The sequence below is a fragment of the Saccharopolyspora spinosa NRRL 18395 genome, assembly GCF_000194155.1.
GTDB classification, from domain to species: Bacteria; Actinomycetota; Actinomycetes; order Mycobacteriales; family Pseudonocardiaceae; genus Saccharopolyspora; species Saccharopolyspora spinosa.
In genome coordinates this window covers 1,915,273-1,937,137 of record NZ_GL877878.1, presented here as the reverse complement: position 1 = coordinate 1,937,137, position 21,865 = coordinate 1,915,273, and the positions used below count along the sequence as shown (strand labels likewise).

Sequence of the window (21,865 nt, the reverse complement as noted above, 5' to 3'; positions counted from 1 at the left end):
ATCCGGGTTCGGGCGGACCGCCATGCTGTAGGTGTGACCACGACAACACCGGCCGCTCGGCCGCACCGGCGAGCCCTTTCGGACCGGTACGACCTGACGAGGGTGCCGCTGGTGGCGGACGGCATTCCGCCGATCGACCTAACGGCGAAGCCGCCGCCCGGTCGGCACGTTGAACTGGGCACTCGCTGGGGTCCGATGCGTGTGCACCTGCGCGAGACGCCGGGGCCGTCGCCGAGGGCCGCGACCGCCGTGCACCTGCACGGGCTGGCCGGGTCGTCGACGAACTGGACCGATCTGGCCGGGCTGCTCGCCGGGCAGCTGCGCAGCATCGCCCTGGACCTGCCGGGCTTCGGGCGTTCCGAACCGCCGCCCGGGTTCGGCTTCACCCGGCAGGCCAACGCCGACGTGGTGATTTCCGTCCTGGAACAGCTCGACGCCGCGCCGGTGCACCTGTCCGGTAACTCCTTCGGTGCCGCGGTGGCCATCGAGGTGGCGGCGCTGCGCCCGGACCTGATCGCGTCGCTGACGCTGATCTCGCCCGCCATGCCGGACCTGCGGCTGGACCCGCGGCGGCTTTCCGATCCGCGGATCGCGGTGGCCATGCTGCCGGTCCTCGGGGCCCGCACGCGGCGGGGGCTGGCGGCGGTGACGCCGGCCGCCCGGGCCGAGCAGCTGGTCCGGTTGTGCTTCGCCGAGCCGGACGTGGTGCCGTCGCACCGGCTCGCCGAGGCTGCCGCGGAGTTCGAGGAATGTAGCCGGCTGCCGTGGTCTGGTCCGGCGCTGGGGCGGACCACGACGGAGTTAATACGTTCCTGGCTCGTCCCGCCCGCGCGCTCGCTGTGGCGCCGGCTTCCCGAGATCGCCGCGCCGTCCCTGGTCGTGTGGGGCAGCGAAGACCGGGTGGTGACGGTCCGCAAGGCGCCGCGCACCGCGACGCTGCTGCCGCGCGGCCGACTGCTCGTGCTGCCCCGAACGGGGCACGTTGCCCAGATGGAGAGGCCACGGGTGGTCGCGCGGGCGTTGCTCGGACTGGTCCAGGCCGACTCGTGGTGGTGACCTTTTGCGTCACTTCGTGTGGTTCGCGGTGCTTCAGTCACCCGGAGTGGCCAGTGGTGGCCTAGGGTGCCGTGGGCCCTATGGCACGCTTAGGGCGTGAACCGCCCGCCGCAGCGATCTCGTGCGTCCGCGTCCGACCGCCGATCGGCGGGACGGAGGAGTGCCCACGCAGGCTCCGGAGATCGCCGCCGAGGCGAGCCGCTGGCCGCGTCGTGGCACCCGGTCTCCGGGTCGCCGGAGCCCGAGCACGTCGACGACGCCGCGGAACCCGACGAGGACGTCAAGCCCCGGCCGCGCCGCCGCCGGGGGGCGCACTACCGCTACGGCTGGCGGATCTACGCGGTGCCGCTGCTGATTGTGGTCAGCGCACTCGCCGTCTTCCAGACCCTCCGCCCATCCGAACGCGGCTCGGCCAGCGGACTCTTCGACCCGATCGCCTCGGACGCCCCGGAGGAGCCGATCGTCACCGAGGCGCCGCCCGGCCAGACCTTCGGGCCCGCGCTCTTCTCCGCCGACCTGCCGCCCGGTGGGCAGATCCCGGAGACCGGCGCGCGCACCTACCAGGTGCTGCCCGGCACCTCCCCGGTGATCGGCTCCGGCCAGCTGTACCGGTACACGGTCGAGGTCGAGGTCGGGATCGAGGCCCAGATCGGAAACCCGAACACCGAGTTCGGCAAACTCGTGCAGGCCACGCTGTCCGATCCGCGCAGCTGGACAAACCCGCAGGCCGGCGGGATCTCGCTGCAGCGGGTGGACGCCAGCGGCCCGCGCCCGGACTTCCGGGTCATCCTGGTCAGCCAGCAGACCGCCCGCGAAGCCTGCGACTACCGCAACGGCGTGCCCTACGACAGCTCGTGCCGCAAGGGCGACATGGTTTACCTGAACGGGGCCCGCTGGGTTCGCGGCGCGGTGTCGTTCGAGGGTGACATCGGCAACTACCAGCGCTACGCGATCAACCACGAGGTCGGGCACGTCTTCGGCAACAAGCACGTCGGCTGCCCCTCACAGGGCGGGCTGGCGCCGGTGATGATGCAGCAGTCCTTCAGCGTGTCGAACAACGAGCTGCACGAGCTGAACAAGATCGCCGACCAGGGGACCGAGATCCCGGCCGACGGCTTCGTCTGCAAGTACAACGCCTGGCCGTTCCCGACGGCCGGTGCCAGCGGCTCGTGATTTCGAGGCGCCCTTCGTCCCGGATCGTGGGAGTAGTTTGGGTTGCGGAAGCCCATCGGGGAGTCTTGCGTTGCAGATTCCGTGAGGTCCCGTTCGGGTGTCCTCCGGGGACGCTTGAGGTGCTGCTGCCACGCTCCGAGCGCAGCCTGCACCGACCATTGAGGAGGAGCTGGGAATGTCCGGCGCATCGTCGCTGCCGCCGCTGGTCGAACCGGCGTCGGAGCTGACAAAGGAAGAGGTCGCGCGCTACAGCCGCCACCTGATCATCCCGGATGTCGGGATGGAGGGGCAGAAACGGCTGAAGAACGCCAAGGTGCTGGTGGTCGGCGCGGGCGGGCTCGGCAGCCCGGCGCTGCTGTACCTGGCCGCGGCCGGGGTGGGCACGCTCGGCATCGTGGAGTTCGACGAGGTCGACGAGTCCAACCTGCACCGCCAGGTCATCCACGGCCAGTCCGACCTCGGGCGGCCCAAGGCGGAATCGGCCCGCGACTCCATCGCCGAGGTCAACCCGTTCGTCAAGGTCAACCTGCACCAGACGCACCTGACCTCGGAGAACGCGCTCGACATCTTCCGCGACTACGACCTGATCCTGGACGGCACGGACAACTTCGCCACCCGGTACCTGGTGAACGACGCCGCGGTGCTGCTCGGCAAGCCGTACGTGTGGGGCTCGATCTTCCGCTTCGAGGGCCAGGCCAGCGTCTTCTGGGAGCAGCACGGACCGAACTACCGTGACCTGTACCCGGAGCCGCCGCCGCCCGGCTTGGTGCCGTCCTGCGCCGAGGGCGGCGTCCTGGGCGTGCTGTGCGCGTCGATCGGTTCGATCATGGTCAACGAGGCCATCAAGCTGATCACCGGCATCGGGGAGACCCTGCTGGGCCGCCTGATGATCTACGACGCGCTGGAGATGACCTACCGCACGGTCAAGATCCGCAAGGACCCGAACCCGACGCCGATCACCGAGCTGATCGACTACGAGGCGTTCTGCGGCGTGGTCTCCGACGAAGCCCAGCAGGCGGCGGCGAACAGCACGATCACCCCGCGCGAGCTGAAGGAGATGTTCGACCGGGGCGAGAAGTTCGAGCTCATCGACGTCCGGGAGCCGCACGAGTACGAGATCGTCAAGATTGAGGGCTCCAAGCTGATCCCGAAGGACCGCATCCTCTCCGGCGAGGCACTGGCCGAGTTGCCGCAGGACCGCAAGATCGTCCTGCACTGCAAGTCCGGTGGCCGCTCCGCGGAGGCGCTGGCGGCGCTGCACCGGGCGGGCTTCGCCGACGCGGTGCACGTCGGCGGCGGCGTCCTGGGCTGGGCGAACCAGGTCGACCCCAGCCTGCCGACGTACTGATCTCCGGTCGTTGATCGGGTTTTCGCGGGTCGGTGGGCGGTGTTTCCGCCCACCGACCCGTGGTATGTCGGCATGTCGTGTTCGCGGCGCACGGAGTGGCCTGCTGCGGAAATTGCGATCATCGAGGTAGCGTTTCGCCCGTGAGTCATACGCCGGAGCCGCCACCGCCGCACGTGCGCGCGGCATTCGGCGCGCGCGTCGAAGAACCCGAGCCGCTAGACGGTGCGGTCGCCTGGCGGTGCGGCGGGATCGTGCTCAAGCCCGCCGCCAACACCGCCGAGGCCGCATGGGTGGCGCAGACGCTGGACCTGCTGGAGCCCGACGAGGTGCGGGTGTCCCGCCCGGTGCGGTCCACCGACGGGCGCTGGGTGGTGTCCGGCTGGTCGGCCAGCCGCAACCTCGCCGGGCAGGCGGAGCCCCGGCACGACGACGTGGTGGCCATGTCGCTGCGGCTGCACTCGGCGAGCCGGTTCCTGGCCCGGCCGAGGTTCCTGCAGGCGCGGCAGGACATCTACGCCTTGGCCGACCGGATGGCCTGGGGCGAAGAGGAATACGTGCTGCCGCAGGAGAAGGGCGGCCGGCTCTACGACGTGCTCGCCGGGTCGCGGCGGGAGGTTCAGCTGCGGCCACAGGTGGTGCACGGGGACCTGTTCGGCAACGTGCTGTTCACAGAGGACGCGCCGCCCGGCATCATCGACTTCAACCCGTACTGGCGGTCCGCGGAGTGGGCCGCGGCGGTGGTGGTGATCGACGCCTTGGCGTGGGGTGGTGCCGACCCGGCCATAGTGGAGCGCTGGTCGCACCTCACCGATTGGCCGCAGGCGCTGCTGCGCGCCCTGCTGTTCCGGCTCGCGGTGCACGCCCTGCACCCGCGCTCGTCCTCGCAGACCCTTACCGGGCTGGAGCGCGCTTCCCAGATGGTTCTCGAAGTTCTCTGAGCCCCTGCTCTTCTCGCGCTGTGTGAGTATTGGGGCGTGCAGGGAGTGTTGAGCGGCTTCACCGTCGGCGTGACGGCGGAACGCAAGGCCGCTGAGATCGGGGCGTTGTTCGCCCGGCGCGGTGCCCGCGTGCTCTTCGGAGCGGCGATGCACACGGTGCCGTTGCCCGAGGACGGCGAGTTGGCCGCAGCGACCGAGGAAGTCCTGGCCGCGCCGGTCGATCACGTCGTCGCGGTCACCGGGGTCGGGTTCCGGGGCTGGATCGAGTCGGCGCAGGCCAACGGCGTCGGTGACCGGTTGTTGGCGCAGCTGCGCTCGGCCGAGATCCTGGCGCGTGGTGCGAAGGTGCGGGGCGCGGTTCGCGGCGCCGGTTTGGTGGAGTCGTGGACCTCGCCGTCGGAGGAGTCGGCCGAGGTCTTGGAGCGCTTGCTGGCACGCGATCTCAGCGGGAAGCGGGTTGTGCTCCAGGTGCACGGCGATCCGATGTTGCAGTTCCGGGAGGCCCTGCGGGCGGCCGGTGCCGAGGTGGTGCCGGTGACCGTCTACCGGTGGACGGATCCGGTGGATCTGCCCGCGCTGGACCGGTTGATCGACGCGGTGGTGCGGGGCGAGGTGGATGCGCTGCCGTTCACCAGCGCTCCGGCCGCGACGAACCTGCTGGCACGTGCGGATCGCACCGGGCGGGGCGAGCTGTTCCGAGAAACGTTGCGCAACAAGGTGTTCATCGCCTGTGTCGGACCGGTCACGGCGGCGCCGATCGCCGCCGCGGGCCTGCCGTATGCGCTGCCGGACCGCGCCCGCACTGCGTCTCTGGTGCGGCTAGTGGCCGACGAATTGCCGAAGCGCACGGGGAAGTAGTTTGTCCAAACAGGACGGTCTTGTGCTTGTCGCTCGGGGTCAGGCGCCCCAGCGGTAGTGGCGCATGTCGATGCGGGCGCCGTCGGCGAGAACGCCTTCGGCTCGCAGGAGTTCCAGCTGGCGGCGGCGCAGGTGGTCGGCGACCGTGCCGTTGGAGCGCAGGACGCGGTGCCACGGCAGATCGCCGCCGTCTTCGGCGAGGATGCGGCCCACCAGCCGCGCCGAGCGCAGGCCCGCGAGCTCGGCCACGTCGCCGTAGGACAGCACCGACCCGGGCGGGATCGACGCCACCACGGCCCGCACCTGCTCCACCGCCTCCTCGTCCACGAGCCCGAAGGTACTCCCGTGGCGGGGGTGCGGGACAAGCCGCACCGGCCCGGCGAAGACGGCAGGTGCCCACGAGTGCGTTGCGGCGCCCTGGCACCCAGCGGCATTCGCGGGCCCTGACCAGCGGGAACGTTCGATCCTCGGAGATGATCAGCCCTGGAAGCCCGCCACGATCTTGGTGAACTCCCACGGCTGCTGGTCGATGCCGCTACAGGAGTCCGCACCGCCCCCGCCGCACGGGCGGTCCCGGTTGAGCGACCAGAAGGTGAAGCGGCCGAGGCCCTTCTCCTCGGCGTAGTCGGCCATCTTCTGGAACGCGGCCTGGTCGACGGTCTCGCCCGCGTCGGTCTTGCCGTTCATCGACGAGATGCCCGCGTGCGCGTAGGCCTCCGCGTCGCGGTAGCCGAAGGTGCTCTTGAGCACCTCCTTCAGGCCTTCGGTGGCGTTGATCGTGTCGGCCGCCATGTCCGAACCGCCGAAGTTGAACGGCATCTGCGTCCACACGTCGACGTTGGAGCCGATCTCGTTGGCCCGGCTGACCATCCGCTTGCCCGCGTCGTTCGGACCGGTGTTCAGCGTCGGGAAGGTGACCACGGTCTGCAGGCCCGGGTTGGCCTCCTTGACGATCTTCAGTGCCTCCAGCACCCGGTCCTGCACGGCCGGCGTCTCGAACTCGCTGGCCTCGATGTCGATGTCGATGGCCTTGAGCCCGTGGGCGTCGATGACCTTCTGGTAGGCGCCGGCCAGCGCCTGCGGGTCCTGGCAGAACTCGCCGAGCTTGTTGCCGGCCCAACCGCCGATGGACGGGACGACGTCGCCGCCGCCGGCGCGGATCTCGTCGATGACAGCCTTGTCGGCGTCCAGCGGACGGGTGCCGTCCCAGGCCGGGTTGCAGCTGCCGTCGGAGAGGATGAAGGCCAGGGTGAAGTCCTTGATGCCGGTGGCGCTCATCACCTCGCCGGGCTTGGGTGGGTTGCCCCAGCCGTTGTAGAGGTACGGGGACGCGGCGACCGGTGACGCCGCGGTGTTCGAGGCCGGGGCCGGGGTCTCCGCGCTGAGCGCGGGCACCGCGCCGATGGTCAACGCACCGGCGACCGCGGCGCAGCCGAGCAGGCATTTTCGGACCTTGCTCACGGTTCCTCCATAAGGGGGGTTCGATCGCGCCCGGGGCACGATTCCGCTGGTCACAGCCGGGGTAGGCAATGTGATGATCGTCACATTGCCAGAGGGGGAAATTGGTTTGCACCACCAAAAGGTTCCGTGAATTTCCCGTTGAGCGGGAGCTATCCGCGAGCCCTGCGCGACCTTGTCACCGGCGCGTGATTCCATCGATGCGTGCCATCCCCGACCACGCCCGTCCTCGTTCGCCGAGCTGAAACCGCTCGTAGGCGGACGAACTGGGACGCAGCCGGACAGCGGGCGTTGGCGCATCGCTACGGCCTCCTCCGGGTCCTCGGTGGACCAGGCACCGGCAAGAGCACGCTGATCGCGCAGCTGGCCGCCGACCGCATCCGCAACCACGAGGTGTCTCCGGAGAACGTCCTGGTCCTGACCGGGAGTCGGCGCGCTGCGGCCTGGATGCGCACCGAAATCACCAGGTTGCTCACCGGTTCTTCGGAAGAACTGCGCACCGCGCCCGAACCGCTGGTCCGGACCGTCCACTCGTACGCCTTCGCGGTGCTGCGGTTGCAGGCGGTGCGCGACCAGCTGCCGCCCCCGCAGCTGCTCAACGGCCCGGACCAGGACGCGCTCGTGCGAGACCTGCTGGCCGGAGATGTCGAGACCGGTGCGAAGGACTGGCCGGAGACGCTGCGACCGGCGTTGACCGTGCCCGGCTTCGCCGAGGAACTGCGGGATCTGCTGCTGCGCGCTGCGGAACGCGGCGTCGGGCCCGAGCAGCTGGTCAACCTCGGCCGCCGGCACAACCGTCCAGAATGGATCGCCGCCGGTCGGTTCGCGCGGCAGTACGAGCAGGTCACGCTGCTGCGCGGGGCTGGCGGTGCGCAAGCCCCCGCACTGGACGCCGCGGAGCTGATCGGCTCGGCGCTGCTGGCGTTCGACACCGATCCCGGCCTGCTGGCGGCCGAGCAGGACCGGGTGCGCTACGTGTTCGTCGACGACGCGCAGCACCTGGACCCCCAGCAGTACTGGCTGATCCGGCGGCTCGGCGACACGGCCGCCGAGTTCGTGCTGGCCGGCGACCCCGACCAGGCCGTGTACTCCTTCCGCGGCGCCGACCCGCGCTGCCTGCTGGACGCCGACCCGGACGGCACGAACACCGAGGTCCTCACCGTCGACCACCGCATGTCCAAGGCGGTCCGGGAGGCGGTGCAGCGGCTGGCCTCGCGGCTGCCGGGGACGGGCCCCCAGCGCGAGCTGGTCGAGCCCGAGAACGGGCGAGATGGTTCGATCCAGGTGCGCCTGCTGGCCACCGAGGCGCAGGAGGCCGCGTGGGTGGCGGATCAGCTCCGCCGAGCCCACCTGCTCGACGAGATCGCCTGGTCGGAGATGGCCGTCGTGGTCCGGTCGACCGGCCTGTCACTTCCGGTGCTTCGCCGCGCGTTGCTGGCCGCCGGTGTGCCCATCGCGCTGCCGGTCGACGGCATTCCGCTAGCGCAGCGCAATGCCGTCCGGCCGCTGCTGACGCTGCTGCGCTGCGCTGCGCGCCCGCAGGCGCTCGACGCGGACGCTGCCGCTGAGCTGCTTGCCTCGTCGCTCGGCGGCGCCGATCCGCTCGCGCTGCGGCGGCTTCGCCGGGGGCTGCGCCGCCTGGAGCTCGCCGCAGGCGGGAGCCGGGCCAGCGGAGAGCTGCTGGTGGAGGTGTTGCAGGACGGCGACCGCCTCGCTGCTCTGGAAGATTCCGCCGCCAGGCCCGCTCGCCGCCTCGCGGCGCTGCTGCGCAACGCGGCCGACTCCGTCGCAGCCGGGCACACCGTGGAAGAAACGCTGTGGCGGGTGTGGAAGGCCAGCGGTCTGGAGAAGCGCTGGGTGGCGCAGTCGGAGCGGCACGGCGCGGTCGGGGTGCAGGCCGACCGCGATCTCGACGCCGTGGTGTCGCTGTTCGACGCGGCCGCCCAGTACGTCGACAGGTTGCCGGGTGCGGACGTCGCCAGTTTCGCGGATTACCTGACCAGCCAGCAGATCGCGGGTAGCTCGCTGGCGCCCACCGCCCCCCGGGACAACTCCGTGTCGGTGCTGACGGCGCATGCCGCGAGCGGCCGGGAGTGGGAGGTCGTGGCGATTCCCGGTGTGCAGGAAGGCATTTGGCCCGACCTGCGGCTGCGCGGATCGCTGCTCGGCGTGGAGCGGCTGGTCGACGTGCTGTCCGGGGTGGACGCCGAGCGGGTGTCGGCTACCGCGCCGCTGCTGGCCGAGGAGCGGCGGCTGCTGCTCGTCGCGGCGAGCCGGGCGCGGCGGAACCTGTTGGTCAGCGCGGTGCGCGGGGAGGACGAGCAGCCCTCGCGGTTCCTGGACGAGCTGGAGGGCGTGGTCAGCGATCCCGATGCGGTGGAGCGGCCGATCGCGCGCCCGGAACGCGGCCTGGCGCTCGGGGATCTGGTCGGCGAGCTGCGGCGGGTGGTGTGCGATGCGGAGGCGGAGCCGCAGCGGCGGCAGCGGGCGGCGGCGCAGCTCGCGCGGCTGGCCAACGCCGGGGTTCCGGGCGCCAGCCCGGAGGCCTGGTACGGGTTGCCGGCGAGCTCCAGCTCGACGCCGCTGGTGACCGGTGACGATCCGGTCAAGGTGTCGCCGTCCACTGTGGATATTTTGGCGAAGTGCCCGCTGCGCTGGATGGTCGAGCGGCACGGCGGCCAGGACACGGCCGAACTCGCCTCCGTCACCGGCACCCTCGTGCACGCGCTCGTGCAGGCCGCCGCCGACGGCGCGGACACCGACCAGCTGCACAAGGCCCTGGACGACGCCTGGGAATCCGTTGACGCCGGTGCGCCGTGGTTCTCCCGCAAGGAGCGCAAGCGCGTGGAGGGCATGCTCGACGCGTTCCTGACCTGGCTGGTCCAGTCCCGGGCCGAACTCACGCAGGTCGGCGTGGAGAAGGACCTGGATATCACGGTTCCGGGCCGGGAGGGCGGTCCGTGGCTGCGACTGCGCGGACGCGTGGACCGGCTGGAGGCCGATGCCGACGGCCGCCCGGTGGTGGTCGACGTCAAGACCGGGAAGACACCGGTCAGCAAGGGCGATGCGGAGGAGCACCCGCAGCTGGCGGTGTACCAGCTGGCCGCCGCGCTGGGTGCGTTCGGCGTGGGCGAGGAACCCGGCGGGGCGCGGCTGCTGTACGTCGCGAAGTCGGACCGCAAGGGCGCGGCCACCGAACGTGCCCAGCAGGCGCTGGACGCCGAGCGGATCGAGGTGTGGCTCGACGTGGTGCACGCCGCCGCCGCTTCGAGCCTCGGACCTGCCTATGTGGCAAGCGAGAACTCGGACTGCGATCGTTGTCCGGCCCGCACCTGCTGTCCGGTCCACCCGGCCGGAAGACAGGTCGCGCAGTGACTGGAGAGTGTTTCAAATGGTTCGCGTAGCGGTGCGGGTAGCGGCCCCCCTGCGGGAGTTCCGGACGCCGCCTCGGTCCGGGATCCTCGGCTCATGAATGCCAATTCACCGCGTCGAGGCTGTCCGCCCGAGGCGACCTCTGAGAACCCGCGGCGGCTTAGTCCCACTCCGCAAGCGGTTACCGCCGCCGGTGGAACGGCAATCAGTCCACATCGGATCGCGCAGGCGCTCGGGCTGCACCCGCCGACCCCCGAGCAGGCCGCCGTGATCGCCGCGCCCGCCGAGCCGGCGCTGGTCGTGGCGGGTGCGGGCGCTGGGAAGACGGAGACGATGGCCGCCCGCGTGGTCTGGCTGGTCGCCAACCGGCTGGTGACGCCGGAGCGCATCCTCGGCCTGACGTTCACCCGCAAGGCCGCGCGGCAGCTCGCCGACCGGGTGCGCGCCCGGCTGCGACGGCTCGCCGGGTCCGGGCTGCTCGACGAGGTCGATCCCAGCGGGCAGCTGCGCTCCGCGGTGCTCACCGAGGAGCCCACGGTGCTGACCTACCACGCCTACGCGGGGCGGCTCGTCGGCGAGCACGGCCTGCGGGTACCGGTCGAGCCGGGCGCGCGACTGCTGACCGAGACGGCGTCCTGGCAGCTCGCGCACAACGTGGTCGCGACCTGGACCGAGGACATCGACACGGACAAGGTCCCGTCCACTGTGACCGGTTACCTGCTGTCGCTGGCCGGCGAGCTCGCCGAACACCTGGTGAGCCCGGACGACCTGCGCACGCACGCCGAAAAGCTCTGCCACGCGGTCGAGAACGCGCCGCGCGCCAAGGGGCAGCGCGCGAACCTCCCGCAGGACCTGGTGAAAGTCGTTGCCGCGCAACGCTTGCGGGTCGCGCTGATGCCGCTGGTCGAGGAATACGCGCAGCGCAAGCGGCGCGAAGGCGCAATGGACTTCGCCGACCAGATGTCGCTGGCCGCGCTGCTGGCCGCCGAACACCCCGAAGTCGTCGACGGCGAACGCGCCCGGTACGGCGCGGTGCTGCTGGACGAGTACCAGGACACCGGCCACGCGCAACGGGTTCTGCTGCGCTCGCTGTTCGGGCACGAGCGCCCGCTACCGGTCACGTCGGTCGGCGACCCGGCGCAGGCCATCTACGGCTGGCGCGGCGCGAGCGCGGCGAACCTCCCGCGCTTCACCACCGACTTCCCGCGCATCGAGGACGGCCGAATGGCGCCGGCGCACCGGTACGGGCTGCTGACGAGCTTCCGCAACCCGGCGGAAGTCCTGCACGCCGCCAATGCGGTTTCGGGGCCGCTGCGCGAAACCGGCCTGGAAGTCGACGAGCTGCGCGCCAGGGACGGCGCCGAGGCCGGCGATATCCGGCTGGCGCTGAGCGAACACGTGCGGGCCGAACGCGACTGGGTCGCCGACCAGGTCACCGCGCAGTGGCAGGCGACGCTGGACGAGACGGGACGGCCGCCGACCGCGGCGGTGCTGGTGCGCCGCCGCGCCGACATGACCGACATCGCGGCGGCGCTGCGGGAACGCGGTCTGCCGGTCGAGGTCGTCGGGCTCGGTGGGCTGCTCGACGAGCCCGAGGTGCGCGACCTGGTCAGCGCACTGCGGCTGCTGGTGGACCCGCTCGCCGGGACGGCAGCGATGCGGCTGCTCACCGGCTCGCGCTGGCGTCTCGGGGCGTCCGACATCGCGGCGCTGTGGGATCGCGCGCGGGAGCTCGGCACGCAGGCCTTCGGGACACCGGAGACCGCAGATCCCTCTGCTGTGGTCACCGCGGCGCTGCCGGGCGAGAACGCGGAACAGGCTGGGCTGGTGGACGCGCTTGACGATCCCGGCAATGCGCAGCGCTATTCCGGCGACGGCTACCGGCGCATCCGACGTCTGGGAGGTGAGCTCGCCACCTTGCGGCGCCGCCTCGACCAGCCGCTGCCCGAACTCGTCGCGGACGTCGAGCGGACGTTGCTGCTGGACATCGAGAGCATCGCGCGGCCGGTCGGCGCGGGGCGGATCCACCTCGACGCGTTCGCCGACGCGGTCACCGATTTCGCCACCGCGAGCCCGTCGGCCACGCTGCCCGCGCTGCTGGACTACCTGGAAGCGGCCGAACGTGCCGAAGACGGCCTGGAACCAGGCGAGGTCGAGGTCGCCGAGGACCGCGTCCAAGTGCTCACGGTGCACGCGGCCAAGGGCCTGGAGTGGCAGGTCGTCGCGGTGCCGCACCTCGTCAACGACGTCTTCCCCGGCAAGCGGAAGTCCTCGTCGTGGCTGCGCTCGGTCACCGAACTGCCCGCCGAACTGCGCGGCGACGCCGAAGACCTGCCTCGGCTCGACGTCGACCGGCTGTCCGGGCTCGACCGCAAGGAACTCACCGAGACGCTTGGGATCCACGACGAGGAGTTCGAGGAGCGTCGGCTCGCCGAGGAGCGTCGGCTGCTCTACGTCGCGGTGACGCGCTCAGAGCGGACGTTGCTGCTGTCCGGGCACTGGTGGGGAGAGAACGGTGACCGGCCCAAGGGGCCGTCGGGCTTCCTGCGGCAGCTGGCCGAGGTGCTCCGCGGGTCCGGGACCGGGGACATCGACCTGTGGACGGCGGAACCCGACGAGGACGCGACGAACCCGCTCGCCGACGCCGTGCGGTGCGCGGAGTGGCCGGTGGACCCGCTGGGTCCGCGCCGCGCGGCGGTGGCCGAAGGCGCGGGGCTCGTGCGGGCCGCGATGTCCACTGTGGATGATGCGGAGCCGGAGGACGACGAGGACGGTTGGTCGCGGGACGTCGACGTGCTGCTGGCCGAGCGCGCGGCGGCGGCGCAGCGGCGGGAGCAGGTGCGGCTGCCGGACCACCTGTCGGTGAGCCAACTCGTCGAACTCGCCGGGGATTCCGACAGCCTCGCCCGGCGACTGCGCCGACCGCTGCCGTTCCCGCCGAACCCGATGACCCGCCGCGGCACCGCGTTCCACACCTGGCTGGAGCACCGGTTCACCTCGACCGCGCTGCTGGACTTCGACGAACTGCCCGGCGCAGCCGACGAATCCGCGCCGGTGCACGAGGACCTGGCCGAGCTGCAGCGGGCGTTCCTCGCCGGATCCTGGGCGGACCGCACGCCGCACCGCGTCGAGGTGCCGTTCGAAACACAGGTCGAGGGCGTGGTGCTGCGCGGCCGGATGGACGCGGTGTTCGCCGACGCCGACGGAGGCTGGACGGTCCTCGACTGGAAGACCGGCGCGGTGCCGGGAGGCGACCAGGTCCCGGCGCTGTCGGTGCAGCTCGCCGCATACCGGCTGGCCTGGGCGGAACTGTCCGGAACGCCGCTGTCGAAGGTCCGCGCGGCGTTCCACTACGTCCGCCACGACTACACGCTCCGCCCGGCCGACCTCCTCGACGCCGACGGCCTCCGGAACCTCATCACCTCGGTCCCCGCAGCGCAGTGACGGTTTGGCCTGGTCAGGGTCGTGAGCACGGTTCGGCGCCACGGCACCCGAAAACACCCGCGGGCCTCGAGCTGCGGAAACGGCGGCGTCGCCGGGATCACCTGCCGCACCAGGATGACTACACGTTCGGGTGGCGGAGCTTGAGATCGCGGTTCGCGGCGGTCGACTATGCCCGCGATGAACACGGACTGGAAGCTCAAGACGCCACCGGAATCCGAAGTGAACGTCGACACCGACGTCCTGGCGATGCGTGCCCCGCTGGTGCGGGTGCACCGCGACGACGAAGGCACCTGGTCCTTCGACGGGCCCGGCCGGAACCCGAGACCCTCGAAGAAGGCGGTGCTCAGCGTCGTCGTTGGGGCCTGGCCGCACGTCGCCGCGCTGTCCGATCTGGACACCGGCGGTGCTGCGGTGTGGTCGTGGAAGCAGCACGGCTGGGCCAGCGAGGTCCAATGCCGATGCGGCAGCTGCGAACAGCCGGTCGCCGCCGACATCGACCGCAACAACTGGCCGGCCGAACTGCAGCCGCAAAGCATCCTCAGCGTCGAGCAGGCTGCGCTGTCCGGCCAGGTCTCGCTGACCGACATCATCTCCACGCCCGGCGGCATCGCGCTGCTCGGCCCCGGTGATCACCGGCGCACCGCCGACCTGATGACCCCGGTCGCGCTGGCGAACGTGATCCGCCGCTGGCCGCACACGATGCAGGCCCTGCGCGCGCTCAAGGAGAGCCGCGGCATGCGCTGGAACCCGGAGAACCTCAACTGGCACGAGTACGTCCTCGCCTGATCTCGACGCACGTTTCCGAGCGCTCCGGACGGCTGTTCCGCGAGCGGCGGACGAGGAAGCGCCTGACGTCCCGGGCTGCCGGGGCGTCAGGCGTTCTCGGTGAGTTGGGGGAGTTCGAGGATCCGCGAGTACAGGACTTCGAGCAACCAGCGGCCGAACATGGACGACCCGAACTCCGCGGTCCGGTCCTCCGGCGCGACCACCAGCTCGGCCGGCCCCTCGAAGCCGGCGTTGACCACACCGACGCCGTAGTAGTCCAGCTCCAGCATCCGCAACGGCTTGTACACGGTGTCCGGGGGCAGCACGACGGCGCAGGGGGCCAGCGTCAGCAGCGTCCCGCACGCGTGCAAGGCGTGGCGGGCGCGCGACACCGGCACCAGGATCCCGAGCAGATCGACCGCGGCCACCGGCACGTGATCATGCATGCAGGGCTCGGACCAGGAGCGGAACCAGGTCGGGTTGAGCTCCGGCCCCCAGCCGTGGTGGCTGCGCCACTCGTGGACCTCGCGCCGGATCCGGGCCACGGCGGTGAAGCGCGCACCGAGGACCTCGACGTCCGGGATCAACTGACCGTCCCACCCCAGGGCACGGGCCGCGTGCTGAAGTTGCTGCACCGCTGCATGGTATGCCGCCGCGCCGCGATGTCCAGACAAGGTCCTTCCGGCCTGCAGGAGATGTCGTCGAAACCACGGGTGCCGCATTGCAGCGGATGCCCGGGCAACAGTTACTGTTCTCCGCCGTGAGTGGTAAGAACGTGCGCGGGTCGTCCTGCGCGGCGGCGCGGCCGGTGGGTGCATGATGCGGCGCAGTCCGAAGCAGTTGGCGCACCCCTTCATCGGCGGGCGCTCCGACGAGGAGGAGCTGACCAGGCGGCCCGACCACGCGCTCGTGGGCGTGATCCGGATGCCGGGCAGCACGACCAGCCCGGTCCGGTCCATCATCCGCCGGATCATCGGCGCGATGCTCGCGCTGGCCGCCACGGTGTTCATCGTGTTCATCGGCCGGGACGGCTACCGGGACTCCGCGGGCGGCGAGCTGGACCTGCTGGACGCGGTCTACTACGCGACGGTGTCGCTGTCCACCACGGGCTACGGCGACATCACCCCGGTCAGCCCGCAGGCGCGACTGGTGAACGTGCTGGTCATCACCCCGCTGCGGGTGCTGTTCCTGATCGTGCTGGTCGGTACCACACTGGAAGTGCTCACCGAGCGCTCCCGGCAGGCTTTCAAGATCCAACGCTGGAGGTCCAAGGTGCGCGACCACGTGGTCGTCATCGGATACGGAACCAAGGGCCGTTCGGCCGTCACCGCGCTGCTCGGCGACGGTGCCGAGCCCGGTCGCATCGTGGTCGTCGACACCGATCAGCGCGCGCTCGAAACCGCGTCCGCGCAAGGCTTGGTCACCGTCAACGGTTCCGGCACGCGCTCGGACGTGCTGCGGGTGGCGGGCGTGCCGCGCGCGCGGGCGATCGTGGTGGCACCTGCCCGCGACGACACGGCGGTGCTGGTCACCCTGACCGCGCGGGAGCTCGCGCCGAAGGCGCAGATCGTCGCGGCGGTGCGGGAAGCCGAGAACGTCCACCTGCTGCGCCAGTCCGGCGCGGATTCGGTGGTGGTGTCCAGCGAAACGGCGGGCCGCCTGCTGGGCATGGCGACCTCGACGCCGTCGGTGGTGGAGATGTTCGAGGACCTGCTGACCCCGGACGTCGGGCTGGCGATCGCCGAGCGGGAGGTCGAGCCCCAGGAGATCGGTGGCTCGCCGCGGCACCTCTCGGACATCGTGCTCGGTGTGGTGCGCGACGGTCAGCTGTACCGGGTGGATGCGGCGGAGGCCGACGCGATCGAGGAAGGCGACCGGCTGCTCTACGTCAAGAAGGTCACGCCCGCGGACGCCTGAGGCTGGCAAACCGCTTGCGAACGCCCGGAAGTCGTATCACCGACGGTGTTTCGGAGGCTGCTGGGAGTGACCCCGCTGCCGCCGGCGGCTTCTGCCAATATCGATGTCGTGGGAAGGCAACGAGGTTCGGCGTCGGTGGCGCCGATCCTGCTTGTCCTGGGATTGCTGGGCATCGCGGTGGCCGCCGTGACGTTGTGGCCGCTGGTGACTGCGGCCGGCGAGGACCGGACTGCGATGCGCGCGGCGACGGCGACCGTCGTCGAGTCCCGGCCGTGCGGCGCGGACTCGGCCCGGGATCGCGTCGAGGTCCGGATCGACGGCGTGACGCGGCAAGCACCGTTCGACGGCTGCGGCCACGCCCGCGGCCAACAGCTGCCGGTGCTGGTGCCTGCCGACCAGGGCCAGGACTTCGTGGTTCGCCCGGCAGGAGCCGAATCCGACCTGAAAGCGCAGACGCAGCGCGCCAATTGGGTCCTGCTGACCCTCGCCGCCGTCGCAGGCGGGGGCTACGGCCTGATGCTCGGCCGACGCTGCGCGGAAACGTCAGTCGACATCGGATGATGCCGCCAGCCAGGTGTTGCACTCCGTGATCCGGTTCTTGCGGAACCCCTGCTCAACCCAGGCCGCGTTGGTCGCCATGCTGCCGTGATCGGGGACATCGCTGTGCTCGTCGCCGCGGCCGGACGAGTCCTCCAGCGCGGGGAAGATGTAGTCGTTGCTGACGCCGCCGTTCTGCAGCGCGGCCAGCGTCATCCCTTCGAAGCAGGTCGCCTGCAGCTCCGAACGACGGGTCAGCTCCAACCCCGCCGTGGTGGCGCTGCCGCCCGCGTCGTAGGAGGCGTCGCCGTAGGCGCTGTTGATCCCGGTCATGCCCTGCAGCGCGTGGCCGAACTCGTGCGCGAACTGGCCGAGATACGCCCCGGCCTTGGTGCGCTTCTCCATCTGGGCGTAGTAGCGCGCGGTCATGTAGATCGTGTGGTTGCCCGGGCAGTACATCGCGGTTTGGTTCCACCGCCGCGTTCCGCAGGGGGTTTCGATGTTCTCCCCGGTGGTGATCACGGCTGGCGTCCGGGCAGGCAGGTTCGCGTTCTCCAGAGCCGGGGTCCACGCCTTCATCAGGCAGGGCAGCGCGGCCTGGTAGAAGCGGTCCTGCGAGGCGACATCGGTGTTGAAGCGGGGCAGGTTGCACGGGATGTTCATCGCACCGTTGCCCGGGACGTTGATCGGGTTGTCGCCCAGCTCTGCCACCGGTTTGGCACCGTCGTCGTTGCTGCCGGGCTCCGTGGTCGTCGCGTCCTCGCGGCTGGTGGTCGTGCTCCTGGAGGTCTCGGACTCGCTGGAACCCGTCGTGGTGGTCCGGCCGCTCGTGGAGCTGTAGTCCGAAGCGCGGTTCGAGGTGATCGAGGCGGCCATCGCGCCGATGGTGCCGATGCCGAACAACCCCACGCCGACCAGCAACAGCGCGACGACGACACCGGTGTTGCTCTTGCGCTTCGGTGGGCGCATGGGCGGCATCGGTGGCGGCATCTGCCGCTGCGGTCTGGGCAGCGGCATGGTCCGTCCAACCATCGACGGCGGTAGCGGGCGCGCGACCGGGGGCGGCGCGACCTGGCGCGTCGGAGGCCGGGAAACCGGACCGCGCGGCGGCATCTGCTGCTGTCGCGGCGGTTGCGGGTTGGGCGGCGCTAACGGACCGCGTTGCGGCGGCCGAGGCGGCTGCTGCGCGCCGCGTGGCGGCTGCGGTCGAGAGGGCGGGGGCGGCTGGGGGTTCGGGGGTTGTTGCGCGCCGCGAGGTTGCTGCGGTGGCCAGGGCTGGCGGGGCGGCTGCTGGGGGCCGCGCGGTGGCCTGGGCGGCTGCGTCATGCGGTCTTCCTCGCGGAGTGTCGAGTGTGGACGATCGGTCCAGGTTCAGCGGGCCGTCACCGAGCAGTCATTTCCCCCGGCTTCCTCACATCAATCCCACCATTGCGGACCAGAGCTTAGCGATGGGCCGCTATCGTTTGGGCCGTGTTGACCAAATGGGCACTCACCTTCGCCCTGGCCGGAATGCTGTTGGGCGCGCCCGGCACAGCCGCAGCGCAGGAGCAGCCGGTCGATGCGCTGCCTGGCACGGTTTCCAGCAGCGTGCACCTGAAACTGGAGCGCGACGGCCAGGTATCGGTCACCGAGCAGATCAACGTTCCCCCAGGTCGGCACGTGGAACGCACGATGCCGCTGCGGCAGTCCGCAGGGCCCGGCGCGGACCGCGTGTTCACCGTTTCCGATGCGGTGGTGGACGGCGGCGGCGCGGTTCAAGTGGGCTCCGACAACGTGCACCTGACGCTACAGCCCGGGGTCTCGACGCTGAAGTACTCGGTTCGCGGCGCCGTGGCCGACACCGGTGATCTGCAGGCCGTTCGCTGGCAGGTGTCCGGCGGCTGGAACGTGCCGGTGGACCGCGTCGAGGTGTCGCTGCTGTCGCCGAAGGTGCCGCAGGAGATCATGTGCCTGGCCGGCCCGCTGGGCAGCGCGGACCGCTGCGCCCAGTTCGAGATCACCCACACCCAGTCCATGCACGCGCTGACGTACGGGCTGAAGCCCGGCGACCGGATGGACATCGCCTTCAAGGTCCCGGCCGGCACCGTGCCGGCGAACGCGGTGACCGAGGAGTACTTCAGCCTGGCGCGGGCGTTCTCGCTGACGCCGGCGACGGCCGCGGGCCTGGCCGGGATCGGCCTGCTGCTGATCGGCGGCCTCGGGCTCGTCTGGTATGCCCGCGGCCGCGACGTGCAAGCGTTCGCGGAGGACGCGGACCAGGTCGAGTTGCTGATGACCGACTCACGGGGCGCGATCACGTTCGCCTCCCCGGACGGCGTGCTGCCCGGCCAGATCGGCACGGTCATCGACGAGCGGGTCGACCCGGTCGACATCACCGCGACGATCATCGACCTGGCGGTCCGCAACTACCTGTGGATCGAGGAACTCCCCGAGCAGGACTGGCGAATCGTGCGGCTCAACCCGGCGGACGAGTCGCTGCGGCCGTTCGAGCGAGCGGTCTGCGACCTGCTCGTCGGCGAAGCCGCGGAGGTGCAGCTGTCCCAACTCCGCGACCTGGACGCCAACGCGGTCCGAACGGCGCTGTACGCGGAGGTCGTGGACAAGCAGTGGTTCGCGCGGCGGCCGGACGCCGATCGGAACCGGTTCTGGTGGACGGGACTGGGCGTCATCATCGGTGGCGCGGCGCTGACCGCGGTGTTGGCGCTGACGAGCTCCCTCGCGCTGCTCGGGATCGGGGTGGTGATCGGCGGCATCGCGATGATGTTCAGCGCACGCCTGATGCCCGCCCGAACGCGCCGCGGCAGCGCGCTCGTCGTGCAGGTGCGCGGCTTGCGCGGCTACCTGCACGACGTCTCGGTGAGCTCCCTGCCGGCGCCGGACCGCGAGACGGTGTTCTCCCGTTCATTGCCGTACGCGGTGGTACTGGGCGAAACGGACCGCTGGCTGGCGGAATTCGCGGAACTGGACCCGGGAGCTGACGAAACGCCGGGCCTGTACTGGTACGGAAGCCCGGCCGAAACCCCGAACCTGCAACGCTTCCGCGAAACCTTCCCGGCCCTGGCAGCGAAGCTGAACGAGCTGGTCAAACACTGACTCACCCGCGCAACCGATGCCGCCCAACGTATTCGGCGCACCGCGCCCGCTCGACGGCGGCCATGACCTGCGCGACGGTGAGACTGCCCCGACCGCTCCCGGCATGCTGCCCTGAGCCGTCACGCACCAGCGACGAGTTCGCCCACCAGCTCGCCAACATCATGGTCTTTTAAAGCGAAGCCACCGAGATCACCGACTTTGGTGTAACTCCCGTCCCGGGACTGCTGCAAACGGCCAGCTATGCCCGGCAGAGGATTTCCACATTGGACCGGCCAGAGAGCGGGGTGGAGCGCCGCGTCTTGACGCGGATCGGCCGCCAAGCGCTTTTTTTACCAGGCCAAACGGTCCCGAAGCGAACTTCGTCATCGATGAGATGGCGCTGCGACGGCGCATTGGCGGAGTCGGGGTCATGCGCGCTCAGCTCCAACACCTGATCAGCTGCGCCTACCTGCCCAAAGCCGGCATCTGGGTCATCCCGGTCGGCGCAGGCGCGTACACCGGTCTCGAAGGTTTCTTCGCGGCGTACGAGTTCGCGACCCTCGATCCATATGTCTCGAAGGGCGAGATTTTCCTTACCCGCTGGCGGGAGTTCTTAGGCAACGTCAAAGAGGGCCGCTTCGACCTGCGGTAAGGCAGCAAAGCGGGACCAAGACGACCTGGCATGGTCGCAACGCCACCCGAGCAAACCGCCGACGACCTGGGGTGAGGTGGTCCAGTGATCGAGGAGCAGGGGCGTCGCAAAGCTGGTTCCAACCCAGGTTTCTGCGCTTCACGTGATCGCTGACCGTAACCGCGAGACGCCAGATCATGACGCCTCCGTGACCTGCGGCCGAACGGGTGCAGGCGGAGGTACTTCGGGTTTGTCGGGAACCGTTACGGACGCCCCTGCGTCAGGTTAAAGTGTTCATCGTTTCCGGGGGAGATCGCAGAGTCCAGAGGGGTCTGGGATGGCAAGCGCAGACGTAGGTGGGTTCGCCGCAGCCAAGGAAGGGCTGAAGGCGATCAGCAGCCGCACGCAGTGGATCAACCAGCAGGTCGGCGCGGGCAAGCTGTCGCTGGACCCAGAGGTCGCCGAACGAGCCGCCAAACGTTGCGAAGACGAGATCGACGCGCTTTTCCGCCTGTGGCAGAGCGCTCAGGCTCTTAACACCGTCAAGGGGCTGGGTAACTATCCCGATGGCCAGCAGTTGGCGAAGCGGTTCGAGGACAAGGCGGGCGATCCGGATGCCGGAGCCTTGAAGTTGATCCGTGACATGCAGGACGAGCTGAAGAAGCAGGCGGAGGCGTTCCGCGGCGCCGCTAGGGACTACCGTGCCACCGACGAGCAGAACGCCGACGATCTGAGGCGAGGTATTCAGTGAGTACGTTTTCCCGGTCCCTGATCGCGACGGCTGCCGGCTTGGCCCTGTTCGGGCTTTCGGCGTGCGGGAGTGGCGGTCCGACTGGCGGCAGCAGCAACGAGACTTCGGCCGCACCGACTTCGGAATCAGGTTCCGGGCTGGCGAGCTTTGATCCGTGCACGTTCTTCAAACCCGACGAGTTGACGTCCTATGGGCTTTCCACTCAGAGCGAAGAGTTCACGCAGGTCAGTTTCCAGCCGGGCTGTTCGTGGACTGGGAAGAAGATGAGTCTCGCTCTGCAGAAGAACGCCGACGAGACTGTGAAGAGCCTCGGCGAGGGTGGCGGCCATGACGAGTACACGGAAATCAAGATCGCAGGCCGCGACGCCGCTCGGATGATCGTGGCTGGTGCTAAGGACCAGGGCGGCTGCGTCACCGTTGTATCTGCAGGCGGCGGCATCGTCCTGTATCAGGTTACCGGTTACATGCGCGATTCCTTGGCGGATCCCTGTGGTGAGGTCGAGAAGATCGCGAACCAAACGGCTTCTCGGCTGCCGAAGTGATTA

18 protein-coding genes and 1 pseudogene are annotated in these 21,865 nt (G+C 70.4%); 15 read left to right on the top strand and 4 right to left on the bottom strand.

The features are described from left to right. Positions 1 to 102 precede the first annotated feature (102 nt). The 5 genes from SSPN_RS0109740 to SSPN_RS0109720 all read left to right on the top strand — a co-directional run bounded on the left by SSPN_RS0109740 (position 103) and on the right by SSPN_RS0109720 (position 5,373). A complete protein-coding gene (locus SSPN_RS0109740) occupies positions 103 to 1,056 on the top strand; it encodes an alpha/beta fold hydrolase (protein ID WP_010693990.1) in 954 nt (317 codons plus the stop codon). Positions 1,057 to 1,152: 96 nt separating this feature from the next. Next, positions 1,153 to 2,229: a DUF3152 domain-containing protein gene (locus SSPN_RS0109735; RefSeq protein WP_010693987.1), complete on the top strand. Its 1,077-nt coding sequence runs from the start codon at positions 1,153 to 1,155 to the stop codon at positions 2,227 to 2,229. Positions 2,230 to 2,404: 175 nt separating this feature from the next. Then, entirely contained in the window at positions 2,405 to 3,577 is a 1,173-nt protein-coding gene (gene moeZ / locus SSPN_RS0109730; RefSeq protein ID WP_010693985.1) for an adenylyltransferase/sulfurtransferase MoeZ, read from the top strand. A gap of 140 nt (positions 3,578 to 3,717) precedes the next feature. Then, the gene (locus SSPN_RS0109725; protein ID WP_083821647.1) at positions 3,718 to 4,515 is read left to right on the top strand and encodes a TIGR02569 family protein; all 798 of its coding nucleotides are present in this window, start codon (positions 3,718 to 3,720) and stop codon (positions 4,513 to 4,515) included. Positions 4,516 to 4,551: 36 nt separating this feature from the next. Continuing rightward, positions 4,552 to 5,373 carry a uroporphyrinogen-III synthase gene (locus SSPN_RS0109720; RefSeq protein WP_010693981.1) on the top strand — a complete coding sequence of 274 codons (822 nt, stop codon included), beginning with the start codon at positions 4,552 to 4,554 and terminating at the stop codon, positions 5,371 to 5,373. Between the two features lie 39 nt (positions 5,374 to 5,412). Here the strand turns inward: SSPN_RS0109720 and SSPN_RS0109715 are convergent, their stop codons facing one another. After that, complete coding sequence (locus SSPN_RS0109715) at positions 5,413 to 5,700, bottom strand: MGMT family protein (protein ID WP_010693979.1); 288 nt, start codon at positions 5,698 to 5,700, stop codon at positions 5,413 to 5,415. A 150-nt stretch (positions 5,701 to 5,850) separates the two neighbouring features. Continuing rightward, complete coding sequence (locus SSPN_RS0109710) at positions 5,851 to 6,834, bottom strand: chitinase (RefSeq protein WP_010693977.1); 984 nt, start codon at positions 6,832 to 6,834, stop codon at positions 5,851 to 5,853. Between the two features lie 201 nt (positions 6,835 to 7,035). Between SSPN_RS0109710 and SSPN_RS0109705 the strand changes: the two genes are divergently transcribed. The 3 genes from SSPN_RS0109705 (at position 7,036) to SSPN_RS0109695 (ending at position 14,433) form a co-directional block, all read left to right on the top strand. Further along, complete coding sequence (locus SSPN_RS0109705; protein WP_029535155.1) at positions 7,036 to 10,206, top strand: ATP-dependent helicase; 3,171 nt, start codon at positions 7,036 to 7,038, stop codon at positions 10,204 to 10,206. Between the two features lie 201 nt (positions 10,207 to 10,407). Continuing rightward, a complete protein-coding gene (locus tag SSPN_RS0109700; RefSeq protein ID WP_029535154.1) occupies positions 10,408 to 13,647 on the top strand; it encodes an ATP-dependent helicase in 3,240 nt (1,079 codons plus the stop codon). A gap of 177 nt (positions 13,648 to 13,824) precedes the next feature. After that, positions 13,825 to 14,433 carry a hypothetical protein gene (locus tag SSPN_RS0109695; RefSeq protein WP_101377206.1) on the top strand — a complete coding sequence of 203 codons (609 nt, stop codon included), beginning with the start codon at positions 13,825 to 13,827 and terminating at the stop codon, positions 14,431 to 14,433. A gap of 86 nt (positions 14,434 to 14,519) precedes the next feature. Here SSPN_RS0109695 and SSPN_RS0109690 read toward each other — a convergent pair whose 3' ends face one another. Then, positions 14,520 to 15,047 (bottom strand): hypothetical protein, encoded by a 528-nt coding sequence (locus tag SSPN_RS0109690; RefSeq protein WP_010693971.1) that lies wholly within the window; start codon positions 15,045 to 15,047, stop codon positions 14,520 to 14,522. Positions 15,048 to 15,228: 181 nt separating this feature from the next. On the opposite strand from SSPN_RS0109690, the gene SSPN_RS0109685 reads away from it, so the two are divergent. Both SSPN_RS0109685 and SSPN_RS0109680 read left to right on the top strand, forming a co-directional pair. Then, positions 15,229 to 16,329, top strand: a complete 1,101-nt coding sequence (locus SSPN_RS0109685) for a potassium channel family protein (protein ID WP_010693970.1) — start codon at positions 15,229 to 15,231, stop codon at positions 16,327 to 16,329. Positions 16,330 to 16,464: 135 nt separating this feature from the next. After that, positions 16,465 to 16,890, top strand: coding sequence for a hypothetical protein (locus SSPN_RS0109680; protein ID WP_010693969.1), 426 nt, complete (start codon positions 16,465 to 16,467; stop codon positions 16,888 to 16,890). Here SSPN_RS0109680 and SSPN_RS0109675 read toward each other — a convergent pair. Beyond that, positions 16,873 to 17,883, bottom strand: coding sequence for a neutral zinc metallopeptidase (locus SSPN_RS0109675; RefSeq protein WP_044572773.1), 1,011 nt, complete (start codon positions 17,881 to 17,883; stop codon positions 16,873 to 16,875). The genes SSPN_RS0109680 and SSPN_RS0109675 overlap by 18 nt on opposite strands. A gap of 453 nt (positions 17,884 to 18,336) precedes the next feature. Between SSPN_RS0109675 and SSPN_RS0109670 the strand changes: the two genes are divergently transcribed. The 5 genes and pseudogenes from SSPN_RS0109670 (at position 18,337) to SSPN_RS0109650 (ending at position 21,862) form a co-directional block, all read left to right on the top strand. Then, positions 18,337 to 19,959, top strand: a complete 1,623-nt coding sequence (locus tag SSPN_RS0109670) for a DUF2207 domain-containing protein (protein WP_010693967.1) — start codon at positions 18,337 to 18,339, stop codon at positions 19,957 to 19,959. A 185-nt stretch (positions 19,960 to 20,144) separates the two neighbouring features. Continuing rightward, positions 20,145 to 20,279 (top strand): annotated as a pseudogene (locus SSPN_RS61535) (Scr1 family TA system antitoxin-like transcriptional regulator); the annotation flags it as partial. Next, complete coding sequence (locus SSPN_RS0109660; protein WP_272941755.1) at positions 20,222 to 20,590, top strand: Scr1 family TA system antitoxin-like transcriptional regulator; 369 nt, start codon at positions 20,222 to 20,224, stop codon at positions 20,588 to 20,590. The pseudogene SSPN_RS61535 and the gene SSPN_RS0109660, both read left to right, overlap by 58 nt. 316 nt (positions 20,591 to 20,906) lie before the next feature. Beyond that, the gene (locus SSPN_RS0109655; protein WP_010693964.1) at positions 20,907 to 21,320 is read left to right on the top strand and encodes a hypothetical protein; all 414 of its coding nucleotides are present in this window, start codon (positions 20,907 to 20,909) and stop codon (positions 21,318 to 21,320) included. Next, complete coding sequence (locus tag SSPN_RS0109650) at positions 21,317 to 21,862, top strand: DUF3558 domain-containing protein (RefSeq protein WP_010693963.1); 546 nt, start codon at positions 21,317 to 21,319, stop codon at positions 21,860 to 21,862. The genes SSPN_RS0109655 and SSPN_RS0109650 overlap by 4 nt, the downstream gene beginning before the upstream one ends. Positions 21,863 to 21,865: the final 3 nt, after the last annotated feature.